General features: G+C 39.2%; 11 protein-coding genes. 10 read left to right on the top strand and 1 reads right to left on the bottom strand.

Translation table 11 applies throughout. The annotated features are described in order from the left end of the window. Positions 1–14 precede the first annotated feature (14 nt). Positions 15–590, bottom strand: a complete 576-nt coding sequence (locus B5473_RS03420) for a metallophosphoesterase family protein (RefSeq protein WP_079523668.1) — start codon at positions 588–590, stop codon at positions 15–17. A 212-nt stretch (positions 591–802) separates the two neighbouring features. Here B5473_RS03420 and B5473_RS03415 point away from each other — a divergent pair, with 212 nt between their 5' ends. The 10 genes from B5473_RS03415 (at position 803) to B5473_RS03370 (ending at position 12,108) form a co-directional block, all read left to right on the top strand. Next, positions 803–1,648: a MurR/RpiR family transcriptional regulator gene (locus B5473_RS03415; RefSeq protein WP_079523667.1), complete on the top strand. Its 846-nt coding sequence runs from the start codon at positions 803–805 to the stop codon at positions 1,646–1,648. A 57-nt stretch (positions 1,649–1,705) separates the two neighbouring features. Beyond that, positions 1,706–3,109, top strand: a complete 1,404-nt coding sequence (locus tag B5473_RS03410) for an extracellular solute-binding protein (protein WP_079523666.1) — start codon at positions 1,706–1,708, stop codon at positions 3,107–3,109. 71 nt (positions 3,110–3,180) lie between these two features. Continuing rightward, positions 3,181–4,074, top strand: coding sequence for a carbohydrate ABC transporter permease (locus tag B5473_RS03405; RefSeq protein WP_079523665.1), 894 nt, complete (start codon positions 3,181–3,183; stop codon positions 4,072–4,074). Between the two features lie 14 nt (positions 4,075–4,088). Further along, the gene (locus tag B5473_RS03400; RefSeq protein ID WP_079523664.1) at positions 4,089–4,913 is read left to right on the top strand and encodes a carbohydrate ABC transporter permease; all 825 of its coding nucleotides are present in this window, start codon (positions 4,089–4,091) and stop codon (positions 4,911–4,913) included. A 10-nt stretch (positions 4,914–4,923) separates the two neighbouring features. Further along, positions 4,924–5,955: a serine hydrolase domain-containing protein gene (locus B5473_RS03395; protein ID WP_079523663.1), complete on the top strand. Its 1,032-nt coding sequence runs from the start codon at positions 4,924–4,926 to the stop codon at positions 5,953–5,955. A 13-nt stretch (positions 5,956–5,968) separates the two neighbouring features. Beyond that, positions 5,969–6,946 carry a BadF/BadG/BcrA/BcrD ATPase family protein gene (locus tag B5473_RS03390; RefSeq protein ID WP_079523662.1) on the top strand — a complete coding sequence of 326 codons (978 nt, stop codon included), beginning with the start codon at positions 5,969–5,971 and terminating at the stop codon, positions 6,944–6,946. After that, the gene (gene murQ, locus B5473_RS03385; protein ID WP_079523661.1) at positions 6,943–7,848 is read left to right on the top strand and encodes an N-acetylmuramic acid 6-phosphate etherase; all 906 of its coding nucleotides are present in this window, start codon (positions 6,943–6,945) and stop codon (positions 7,846–7,848) included. Before B5473_RS03390 ends, murQ begins: the two co-directional genes overlap by 4 nt. 161 nt (positions 7,849–8,009) lie before the next feature. Then, a complete protein-coding gene (locus tag B5473_RS03380; protein ID WP_079523660.1) occupies positions 8,010–9,152 on the top strand; it encodes an acyl-CoA dehydrogenase family protein in 1,143 nt (380 codons plus the stop codon). A 23-nt stretch (positions 9,153–9,175) separates the two neighbouring features. After that, complete coding sequence (locus B5473_RS03375; RefSeq protein ID WP_079523659.1) at positions 9,176–10,357, top strand: acetyl-CoA C-acetyltransferase; 1,182 nt, start codon at positions 9,176–9,178, stop codon at positions 10,355–10,357. Between the two features lie 518 nt (positions 10,358–10,875). Beyond that, positions 10,876–12,108, top strand: coding sequence for a DEAD/DEAH box helicase (locus B5473_RS03370; protein WP_079523658.1), 1,233 nt, complete (start codon positions 10,876–10,878; stop codon positions 12,106–12,108).

Below are 12,108 nucleotides of genomic sequence, written 5' to 3'. Positions count from 1 at the left end.
AGGGCAGCCTTTTCCTATTGAGCTTGCATAAATGTAACCGTCATTTCCTCGCTGTCATACAAACACCATTCTTTATTGTCGACGACAGGACCGACATTAATCTGGTATTGTTTTTTTCCGACAGCCAGTGGGATATCGTAAGGAACAGAATGGCGTAGCCCATCTTTATAGATTGCAGCTTCATGACTATGTCCAAAGAACAGCAATGGCGTTTCAATGTTCGGGAAGGTAGGATTGAATGTTTTATCCCACTCTATTTGATGCCCATGAATTAAAGTGGCATGCTCAATTACAAGCGCATTTTCATATTGAAGAAAGCGCTCATCCCCTGTTACAAGGGCAATACGTTCTTCCTGATTCCCGATAATTGAAGGAAATGTTAAGAGGCTCATAAACCTTTCATCAACTATCGCTGCATCCTTTAGCTTTGCATGCCGAATCATTTTTGCCTTTTTCTTGCCGATTTTACACTCAAACAAATCTCCTAATCCAATAATCTCTGCATTGGGCGCTACTTGCTGTATATGATTTAATACCTTTTTTGTATTTTTATAATGCGAATGTAAGTCGCTCAAAATTGCATATTTCATAAAGGTTCACCACCATATAATTGAATTTCTACACTATTATAGCAATAGTCAATTTATCGATAAAATAAAACATTTATTTCCATATATTTTCAGAAAATTTAAATAAAAATATTGACGACTAGCAATATAGGTTTTATTATGAAGTTAAATTTCATATATTTTACTTAAAAAAGGAAGTTTTACAACATTTTGCTTGAGGGTAGGTAATAAACTTGGAAAATAGTATTGAAAGAATACGTTCGGGGATGGAATTGCTTAAACCTGCTGAAAGAAATGTGGCTTTATATATATTAAGTCATTTAGATGATGTCATTCGCATGCCTATTGCTGTGCTGGCTGAAAAAGCTAAAACAAGCGAAGCAACAATTGTGAGAATGTGCAGGGCATTAAACTTCTCGGGTTTCAAAGATTTAAAACTAAGTATTGCTTCAGCACCTACTCTGGAAATTCCACACAACCACAACTTTGAATTAGAAAAAGATTCAACGATACTCCAAATGATACAGACGATTGAAATGCACAATATCGATGCAATCAAAAAAACGCTAATGATTAATGGTGAAAGGGAATTGGAAAAGATTATCCATCAAATTAATAATGCGAGAAAGATTATCTTTATTGGCATCGGGGCTTCAGCAATCGTTGCACAGGATTTTGAACACAAATTAAAGCGGATCAATAAGAACTGCGAAACGATTTTCGATAGTCATGGGCAGCTTATTGCCGCAACACATGCAACGAGCGAAGATGTTGTATTCGCAATCTCGTACTCAGGTGAAACGAAGGAAATTATTAATGCGCTTACAGTTGCAAAAGATAATCAATCAACGATTATTACAATGACTCAAAATAAGCGAAATACAATACAAAGCTTTGCTGACTATGCTCTATACGTTGTTTCTAATGAAGCGGATATTCGTAGCTCGGCAACCGCATCACGCATCGCCCAACTGACACTAATTGATATTTTATATACAGGAATTGCCACATTAAACTATGATAAATCGATTATTGCGTTAAATCGCACACTCGAGGTAATTAAGGGTTTCTCTCGTTAATATTGGTGCTGACTATATTCATATAGTTAACATAATGAAAATGAAGGGGTGTAATGTATGTTTGTTATCAAAAAGAGAAAGCAGACTTGGTTTTTAGTAGCATTAATGAGTTTAATGTTATTGCTCGTTGCGTGTACGAATGACGAGGAATCAAACAGCGAGACAGAAGGAAACAGCAGTACAGAACAATCAACGACTCCATCGGATAATACTTCTACAGAAAGTACAGGGGATGGTTTGTCAGGGACACTGGAAATTCAATATTTTGTCGGAGGATATGGTGATGGATGGTGGAAGCAAGTTATAGGGGACTTCCAAAAACAGCACCCGGATTTAGAAATTGTGGAACATGCAGGTCCAAATATTAATACAGAAATGAACACACGCTGGATTTCGGAAACACCACCTGATGTTGTATATATCGATGGTGCAGGAGCTAGTGAAACACAAATGATCGCTGAAGGTCAGTTAATGGATATTAGTGAATTTGCAAAAGGGATTAAACTTGAAAATGGTACACCACTATTAGATAGCTTCATCTCGCCTGCAGAAGAAGTAGATGGCGGAAAAATTTATAGTTTACCATTAGTATTCGATACTTGGGGAACTTGGTATGACACGAAGTGGTTTGAAGAAAATGGATGGGAAGTCCCAACAGACTTTGATAGCTGGATCAGCTCTATGGAAAAAATTAAAGCTGATACAAAAATTGCACCGTTTGTAACGACAGGTCAACATACACAATACTTCCACCGTGGCGTATTGAATCCTGCATTTGCTGCAGCAGGCGGTGAAGAGTTATTAAATGACTTAAACAATGGTGTAATTGAGGCTTGGAAAAAACCTGAAACGCTTGAAGTATTGAAGAAGGTAGAAAAAATTGCTAAGGCTGGCGTAATTGATAGCGGTTTTGCGGCTTACAATCATACGCAATCTCAAATGAACTTCTTAATGCATAAAAATGCTTATATTCCAGTAGGTTTCTGGTTACCTAATGAAATGAAAAATGATACACCGGACAGTTTTGAATTTGGCTTCACACCAACACCGATGAATGATCCAGGTCAACCATTAGCGCTTGTACCGGATATTCGTACAATTGCAATTGCCGAAAAAGCAAAAAATCCGGAAGCTGCAAAAGCATTTTTAGAATTCATCTTTACGGAAGAATATGCACAGGCATTTGCTGAATCAACAGGTGCGATAATGAACATGAAAGACGTTGATTTGTCTTCGAATACAAATGTTCAGGATTTCTTGAAAAATATTAATGAAATGATCAACAATCCAGGTGCGGTTCATACGTATAAACGTTATACACCAGATGCTGAAATGCAAAAAATTGCGGTTGAAATTACAAATGAAATTAAATTATTAATCATTGATATCTTACTTGGTGAAATTACTGCTGAAGAATTCGTCGATAAGATGGTGAAAAAAGCAGAGGAACTAAGAAAATAAGCAGAGGAAATTGAGGTTGCTAAAAGCTTTTTAGCAACCTTATTTAATCAATAGAGAAAGGAGTAATGACAATGACCTTTTCTTCCAAAAGCAAATATTTGTTTTTAGCATTTTGTTTACTGCCAACTTTTCTGCTCTTTTTAATTTTTACTGTTTATCCTATGTTAGGCGGGTTGTATTACTCATTTTTTGAATGGTCAGGAACAAGTGCAAACAAAACATTTATCGGCTTAGATAATTATATTCGCCTATGGAACGATTCCATTATTAAAAAGGCGATTATAAATGACTTTTTCTTCGTATTTGTAAAAGTAATTGGGATTATGACACTTGCTCTATTTTTTGCGGTGGCATTAACGCAGTTAAAAATCAAAGAAGCGCCATTTTACCGGATTGTATTTTTCTTTCCTAATATTATGTCCGTAGTAGTTATCGGTATTTTATGGCAGTTTATTTATGATCCGAACATGGGGATTGTAAACAGCTTATTAAATCAGGTCGGATTGACAGAATGGGCCCGCCCTTGGTTAGGGGATAAAACATGGGTACTGCCTAGTATAGCGATTCCCGCAATTTGGGCAGGGATTGGATTATTTATGCTTCTTATTATGGGTGGTATTTCGAATGTGCCGAAGAGTTTATATGAAGCTGCAGATATTGATGGTGCATCCGAGTGGCAGCAATTTTGGCATATTACGGTTCCGCTCGTTTGGCCACAAATAAAGACATCAATCCTTTATATCATTATTACATCTCTTAACGGTTCGTTTGTACTTGTGCAAGTAATGACAGGTGGTGGACCGGGTAGTGCTTCAGAAGTAATGGGTTCGTATTTATACCAGCGCGCGTTTGAAGACTTCCAATTTGGCTATGGTGCAGCGATTGGTGTTCTAATCCTTGTCGTCTCGCTCATTACAGTTCTCATTTCCCAATTTATACTAAAAAAAGAAAAAGTCGAATATTAACGGGGGGAATTTAGATGAAAGTAGTTTCACAAATTTTAGTACGTATCCCGTTAATCCTATGGGCGTTTATCGTTATTTTCCCACTAATATGGATGTTTATGGGTGCGTTTAAATCGAATGCAGAAATCTTCACGTCACCTTGGTCAATGCCGACTGATTTTAGTTTTACAAATTTTGAACGCGCATGGAATGACTACAATATCGGGCGAGCATTTTTAAACAGTTTTTTTGTAACAGTACTTGGCTCTTTTTTAACACTCATATTATCGATTCCAACAGCTTATGCATTGGAGCGTGTTCGTTCAAAATTTGGTGAGGTGCTAGTGAATGTTTATTTGGCGTCAATGATGATTCCATCCGTTTTAGGTTGGATTCCACTATTTTTCTTACTAATGAAGTTTAATTTACTAGATAACTTGTGGGCGTTATCTCTTGTTTATGCTATTTCGCATGTGCCGTTTACGATTTTCATTCTCGTTGGGTTCATAGGAAATATTCCAAAAGAGCTGGAAGAAGCAGCGGTCGTTGATGGTATGAGTCCATATGGAATTCTATTTAAAATTGTGACACCACTCATCAAGTCTGGGATTATGACAGTGACGATTCTGAATGCCATTTCTTATTGGAACGAATTTTTCATGGCGTTAATTTTACTGCAAACCGAAAGTAAAAATACGTTAGGTGTTGCGATGAATTTACTGAAAATAGACGCGCAATATGATAGTGCATGGGGTGTACTATTTGCGGGATTATGTATTGCAGTTATTCCGGTAATCGTTTTCTATTCGATTTTCCAACGCCATATCGTAAAAGGTATGACAGAAGGTGCAATCAAATAGGAGGGGGATCATGTCTTTTTCACGAGTAGAAGAGTTTATAGAAACAGCGATCTATAACAAAGAACTGCCAGGTGCGGTATTGGCTGTGGCAAATGCAAAAGATCTCCTTTACTGTAAAGCATTTGGCATGGCCCATACAGAACCGCAAATTCCAATGACGGAACAGACGATGTTTGATTGTGCTTCATTAACGAAAGTAACAGCAACGGCAAGCTCGATTTTATTATTGCTTGAGCAAGGTTTTATGGATTTAGATGATTCCATTAGCTACTACTTTCCGGAGCTCAAGTTGATGCATGAAGAAGTTAGGATTCGTCATTTATTAACACATACGAGCGGCTTTCAGGCTGAAATCAAGTTTTATAAAGAAGGGATAGCTTACACTGATGTTATTGAGCGGATAGCACAGGAAACAGGACGGGAAAGCGTTGAGCAGCAGGTGATTTATAGTGATGTAAACTATATTTTATTAGGAAAACTAATAGAAAAGGTTACCGGAATTTCATTAGCAGACTATGCCGATAAAAATATATTTCAGCGGCTTCGTATGAACAATACCGTATTTAATCCGTCTGACCAGTTACAGGGGAAAATTGCTGCAACTGAATACCGTACCTATTTAAAGAAACATCAATGGGGTGAAGTACATGATGAAAATGCACTGCATTTTGGCGGGGTAAGCGGGCACGCCGGGTTATTTTCGACTGCAGAAGACTTGGCAAAGTTTGCTCAATCGTTTATGAAAGGTACCGACTCTATTTTTCACGAGCATACGAAACAATTGGCAAAGCAAAGCTTTACTAACAAGCATGAGGAACAGCGTGGATTAGGATGGCAACTGTATTCTTCACCTTCATTTTCCGGCCAATTTTTAAGGGGAGGTTTTGGGCATACCGGTTTTACTGGCACTTCAATTTGGATATCGGATGAGAAGCAATTAGCAGTTATTTTGTTAACAAATCGCGTTCATTTTGGACGTAGTTGTGAAATTCAACGGTTTCGACGAATCGTGCATAACTTAGTTGCACTTGAAAATGAATAGATAAGGTGAGCATATGTCAGGAAAACTATGGATTGGTATAGATGGCGGCGGCACGAAAACAACTGCTGTAATTGGGGATGAAAGTGGACATTTACTTGCAGTAGCCAAAGGAAGTTCCGGTAATTTAACAGCAATTTCAACAGAGCAGTTGTACACACTTATAAATGAATTAATCGACCAGTTGTTAATAAAGACAGGGTCAGCATTAACAGATGTGGAAATGGTATTTGCTGCAATGGCAGGGGCAGATCGACAAGCTGAACAACAGAAAATTTATGATACGTTTAAGCAATCACCAGTTCTGGAAAAACTTAAAATCCAGAGTGATATTCATGCCGCATTGGCAGCGGGAACTTGGGGCAGAGAAGGTGCCTTACTTATTGCTGGAACCGGAGCGATTATATTCGGTTATGAGCGGCAAAAAACATTTCGTGTTGGTGGCTGGGGCTATTTATTAGGTGACGAAGGAAGCGGCTATCATTTAGGGAAGCTTGCCATTCGTTCCGTATTAAAAGCGCATGATGAAAAAGTGCCTTTAAAACCTTTTCAGGAAGAGATATTGACCAATTTTAATGTACATTCACCTGACCAGCTCATTACAAAAATTTATGGGAACCTGAATCCCGTAACAGCTATTTCTTCTGTAAGCAGGATCGTGCTAGATGCTCTTGAGGAAGACCTATTAGCACAATCCATCGTTAGTGCAGTTCAAGAAGCTTTGATGGAACTTATTGATAGTGCCTATTCACGAATTGATCGGAAAAAGCCGGTTGTATTACACGGTGGATTATTTTCGAATAATAAATTTTATGAAGAGTTTACCGTACGTTTTTCGTCGCGATTTCCTGATTTAATTGCATTAAAGCCAACAATTTCGGGGACAGTAGGAGCTTATTTATTAGCGTTACATGAAAGTAAAGTTGAAGTAAGTGATCCAGTTAAACAAACGATTCAACAAACATGGCGTCTATTGGAAGGTGAGATAACATGAATTACGATCAATTAACGACTGAAAAACGAAATAATGAAACAATGAATTTGGATGTAATGCCTATCTCGGACATACTTCAAATCATGAATAAACAAGATATGCAAGTTGTGAAAAGTGTTGAACAAGTTTTACCTACCATTGAGAAAGTAATTAAAAGAGTGGTTGAAAATATAAATAACGGAGGCCGCCTTTTTTATATCGGAGCGGGAACTAGTGGTCGTTTAGGAATGCTTGATGCATCTGAATGTCCCCCTACTTTTATGACTGATCCGGAGCTAGTACAAACAATCATGGCAGGCGGAAAGGATGCATTTTTCCAGGCAGTTGAAAATGCTGAAGATCGTTTGGAAGATGGAAGAAATAAATTAAAGGAAAAGAACATAACGCGGTTCGATTCCGTTATCGGTATTACGGCAAGTGGTACTACACCGTTTGTGATGGGTGCTTTAGATTACGCGCAATCTGTCGGTGCTTACACGGTAAGTTTGACAAGCAATATTAATTCTGAAGTAAGCCGCTATGCGGAAGATGCGATTGAAGTCGTCGTAGGTCCTGAAATATTAACAGGATCAACCCGATTAAAAGCAGCTACATCTCATAAAATGATTTTAAATATGATCAGTACGGCGTCAATGGTGCAATTAGGCAAAGCGTACGAAAACTTAATGGTCGATGTACATGCGAGCAATAAAAAATTAATAGAGCGGGCTAAAAGAATTGTCATCGATGCGACGGACTGCAAATATGAAGAAGCAGAAGAAGTACTTGAAAAAACGAAATTTGCTGTTAAGCCGGCAATTGTCATGCTAAAAACAAATGAAAAATATGAACGAGTAAAAGTTGCGTTAGAACAAGTAAATGGCCATACAAGGAAAGCTATTTTACTTTTAAACAATAGTTAATACCGAGAGTTGTCATGAATAATTCTGGCAACTCTTTTTTTGGTTTTTACTAGAATTTCTGTATAGTGCAATAATATTTCTTATAAAAACATTGTTTCCATATTTTGTGCCTGTTAAAATTGAAATGTACCAATATTCAGAAAAAACAAAGGGGCGGGGAAATGGGCATTTATACTGAAGAGCATGAGATGTTCAGAAAAGCTTTACGAAAAATGCTGGATAAAGAGGCGTATCCTTATTTCGAGCAATGGGAAAAAGATCGCGATATTCCACGGGATTTTTGGCTGAAGCTCGGGGAGAATGGCTTTTTATGTCCAATGGTCAGTGAAGAATATGGGGGGCTTGCGCTCGATTTTGGCTATTCTGCTATATTAACGGAGGAACTTGAGCGTGTTGGTGCAGGGTTAGCAAGTGGGATATCGCTTCATTCCGATATTGTGACACCTTATATTGAAGCATATGGGACTGCTGCACAAAAGGAAAAATGGCTTCCTAAAAGCGTTACAGGCGAATATATTTCGGCTATTGCTATGACGGAACCCGGTGCAGGCTCTGATCTCGCAGGCATTCAGACGACAGCGAAAAAAGATGGGGATTATTATATTTTAAACGGTGAAAAAACATTTATTACGAATGGCATTCATGCAGATTATATTGTTGTCGTTTGTAAAACAGATCCGCAGGCAAGTCCGGCATATAAAGGAGTTAGTCTACTTATTGTGGAAAGTGGGACACCTGGTTTCAAGCGCGGGAAAAAACTCGATAAAATCGGGATGCACAGTGCAGATACAGGAGAGCTTATTTTTGAAGATGCACGTGTACCGGCCGAAAACTTATTAGGGGAAGAAAACCGCGGCTTCTATTATTTAATGGAAAAACTGCAGCAGGAACGTCTTATTGTCGCTATCGAAACACAAATTGAGGCAGAATGCTGTTTAAACCTGACAGTAGACTATGTAAAAGAACGAAAAGCATTCGGCAGCCGCATCGCCGATTTCCAAAATACTCAATTTAAGTTAGCGGAAATGGCAACTGAAATTGACCTTGGCCGTACATATGTCGATAGTTTAATTGCCAAACATATTGCAGGACAAGATATCGTGAAGGAAGTATCGATGGCCAAATGGTGGATCAGTGAAATGGCCAAGCGTGTTGTATCGGATTGTCTGCAGCTTCACGGTGGTTACGGTTATATGGAGGAATATGAAATCGCAAGACGATATCGTGATATTCCAGTAGCAGCAATTTACGCAGGAACGACCGAAATCATGAAGGGGATTATCGCAAAACAAATTATAAAATAGTACTTTCAAAGGGGATGGAATTAATGAAAAACGTATATATCGTAGACGGGGCTCGTACAGCATTTACAGCTTTTGGAGGATCTTTTGCAACAACAGATGCAGTACAGCTTGGCACAAAAACAGCAGTGGAAGCGTTAAAACGGGCAAACGTACAGCCTGAGCAAGTCGACCATGTTATTTACGGGGGTGTAATTACAACTGGTGCGAACTCGGCATATTTAGCCCGTCATATCGGCCTTTATGCAGGGGTGCCAAAGGAAGTGCCGGCACTAACGTTAAATCGTCTTTGCGGATCGGGTATGCAATCGGTCGTATCGGCGGCTCAGATGATTCAGCTAGGTGAAGGGGATGTTGTACTCGCTGGGGGAGCGGAAAATATGTCCCAATCACCATATTCGAATTTCGAACAACGCTTCAGCGGTTCAAAACTAGGTAACCTGGAGTTTACCGACATGCTTCAAGCGACATTAACTGATCAGTATACTGGATCAGGAATGGGCATGACGGCAGAAAAACTTGCTGAACAATATACGATTTCCCGTGAGGAACAAGATGCATTTGCAATACTATCAAATGAACGGGCCGCAAAAGCGCGTGAGAATGGCACTTTTGCAAAAGAGATTGTGCCGGTTGCTGTAGCTACGAGAAAAGGCGAGATTTTAATAGATCAGGATGAACATATTAAAGAAGGCGGAACAATGGAAAGCTTGGCAAAGTTACGCCCTGCATTTAAAAAGGACGGCTCGGTTACTGCTGCGAACGCTTCGGGAATTAATGACGGGGCAGCATCTGTCGTTGTCGCTAGTGAAAATTTTGTAAATGAACAAGGGTTAAAGCCGTTAGCCCGCATTGTCTCATGGGGAATAGCGGGTGTAGATCCTACGATTATGGGAATCGGCCCGGCTCCGGCAATTCGTCAAGCATTGGAGCGTGCGAATTTAACAATTGAAGACATGGATTTAGTTGAAATTAATGAAGCATTTGCAGCCCAGTATATTGCGGTGGAGAAGGAACTTGGTCTGGACCGTGAGAAAACGAATGTAAACGGTGGTGCAATTGCCCTCGGTCACCCGGTCGGTGCAAGTGGAACAAGAATTATCTTATCCGCTGCATATGAACTGCAACGACGCAACGGGAAGTATGCGGTTGCCAGTCTTTGTATAGGTGGCGGACAAGGAATTGCTTTAATTATTGAAAGAGTGTAGAAACTAGGCGTGCTGGAATTTGGTTTCCGGCATGCTTTTTTATTGCGGGTTTTTTATTAGAACAATGGAGAGAGTTATTAGAAGAAATGAGGGGAATATTAGAAGAAATAGTGAGGTTATTAGAACTTCGGTTAATACCTGAATTTTAGGGGCGGGTTTTTGAGTTCAAATCGTACGGAAAAGCATCCGGTTTGAATTTTATTAGAACAATGATACGGGATATTAGAAAATGTCCGAGCTTTATTAGAAAAAGGCAAGTTGATATTAGAACAAAGCGAACCGATATTAGCACAACGGACGCATATATTAGAAGATCGCCATTTTATTAGAACAAATTCAAATTTATTAGATGATTTCCGAATTTATTAGAAAATCCTCCAGCTTCCACGCTCCATTCTTCATTTGACACATCGCCTCCTTTTTTCGCTGTAAAACACTTACCGATATCCCGCCAAATTTTCGCATTAATAATGGAATATGGTACACTAAAGCCAACGAATAAAAGGTGGTAAAACAATATGTCAGCAATTAGCTTATTAAACGAAACACTTCAAAATAAATGGTCGTTTGAAACGACAATGAAAATACAAGAGGAAATGATTCCTGCGATGGTTGAGGGCAAAGATATCGTAGCAGAATCACCGACAGGATCTGGGAAAACGTTAGCCTACACATTACCGATTTTAAATAAAGTAGACGGTAAAAAGAAACAAACTCAGGCATTGATCGTTGCACCTTCACAGGAGCTTGCGATGCAGATCGTCGAAGTAATCCGTGACTGGACAGCAGGAACAGACATCACTGTTCAGCAATTAATCGGCGGTGCGAACTCGGCACGCCAAATCGAAAAGTTAAAGAAGAAGCCAACAATTGTTGTCGGAACACCAGGACGCTTAAATGAATTAGCTCGCCAAGGTAAATTAAAACTTAAAGAAATCGAAACAATCGTTTTGGATGAATGCGATCAGCTTCTTAGCCGCGAGTACCGTGTTGTCGTAAAATCGTTTATCGAAAATGCTGCATTCGGTCGTCAAGTCGTTGTTGTTTCGGCAACGATTACTGAGGAGATCAAGCTTGTTGCAGAGCGCTTAATGTTCGAGCCAATCAGCATCGAAATCAAGCCGGAAGATATGGTGAAGTTCGGTAAAGTTGTCCACTCTTTTGTAAAAGTAGAAGAGCGTGACAAAACTGATATGCTTCGTCGATTAGCCAATATTGAAGGATTGCGCGGATTAGCCTTTGTTAATAACATCGACCAAGTACTAATGAAACAGAACAAGCTGGAATACCGAGATGCGCCGATTGTAGCACTTCATTCGGATATGAAAAAAGATGAGCGTAAAAAAGCGCTGGATGCATTCCGAAAAGGGGAAGCACGCATTTTAATCGCGACGGATATTGCAGCACGAGGTTTAGATATTTCAGGTTTAACACATGTTATTCATGTTGATGTACCAAGAACAATCGAGCAGTATACACACCGTTCAGGGCGTACAGGACGTGCCGGTGCTGACGGAGAAGTACTGACATTACTATCGTACAAAGACGAAAAGACTTTCAAAAAATGGTTGCGCGATCTTTCCTTAAAAGGTGTTCAAAAAGTATGGACACAAGGACAACTTGTCGAGGGGAATGCAAAAACAGTATCATCGAAAGCGGCACCTGCAGCGAATAAAGCAACAGAGAAAAAGCAGTATCAAGCAAAATCCAATAAAAAAGGCATGACTTTCAGTAAGAAAAAGGAGAAATAA

Source organism: Solibacillus isronensis, from assembly GCF_900168685.1.
Taxonomy (GTDB): Bacteria; Bacillota; Bacilli; order Bacillales_A; family Planococcaceae; genus Solibacillus; species Solibacillus isronensis_A.
This window is presented reverse-complemented; position numbering and strand designations above follow the sequence as displayed.

What these genes read in the sequence shown, in the direction of transcription:
- B5473_RS03420 (WP_079523668.1), bottom strand. Translation starts at nt 590, where the DNA reads ATGAAATATGCAATTTTGAGCGACTTACATTCGCATTATAAAAATACA.
- B5473_RS03410 (WP_079523666.1), top strand. Translation starts at nt 1,706, where the DNA reads ATGTTTGTTATCAAAAAGAGAAAGCAGACTTGGTTTTTAGTAGCATTA.
- B5473_RS03405 (WP_079523665.1), top strand. Translation starts at nt 3,181, where the DNA reads ATGACCTTTTCTTCCAAAAGCAAATATTTGTTTTTAGCATTTTGTTTA.
- B5473_RS03400 (WP_079523664.1), top strand. Translation starts at nt 4,089, where the DNA reads ATGAAAGTAGTTTCACAAATTTTAGTACGTATCCCGTTAATCCTATGG.
- B5473_RS03395 (WP_079523663.1), top strand. Translation starts at nt 4,924, where the DNA reads ATGTCTTTTTCACGAGTAGAAGAGTTTATAGAAACAGCGATCTATAAC.
- B5473_RS03390 (WP_079523662.1), top strand. Translation starts at nt 5,969, where the DNA reads ATGTCAGGAAAACTATGGATTGGTATAGATGGCGGCGGCACGAAAACA.
- murQ (WP_079523661.1), top strand. Translation starts at nt 6,943, where the DNA reads ATGAATTACGATCAATTAACGACTGAAAAACGAAATAATGAAACAATG.
- B5473_RS03380 (WP_079523660.1), top strand. Translation starts at nt 8,010, where the DNA reads ATGGGCATTTATACTGAAGAGCATGAGATGTTCAGAAAAGCTTTACGA.
- B5473_RS03375 (WP_079523659.1), top strand. Translation starts at nt 9,176, where the DNA reads ATGAAAAACGTATATATCGTAGACGGGGCTCGTACAGCATTTACAGCT.
- B5473_RS03370 (WP_079523658.1), top strand. Translation starts at nt 10,876, where the DNA reads ATGTCAGCAATTAGCTTATTAAACGAAACACTTCAAAATAAATGGTCG.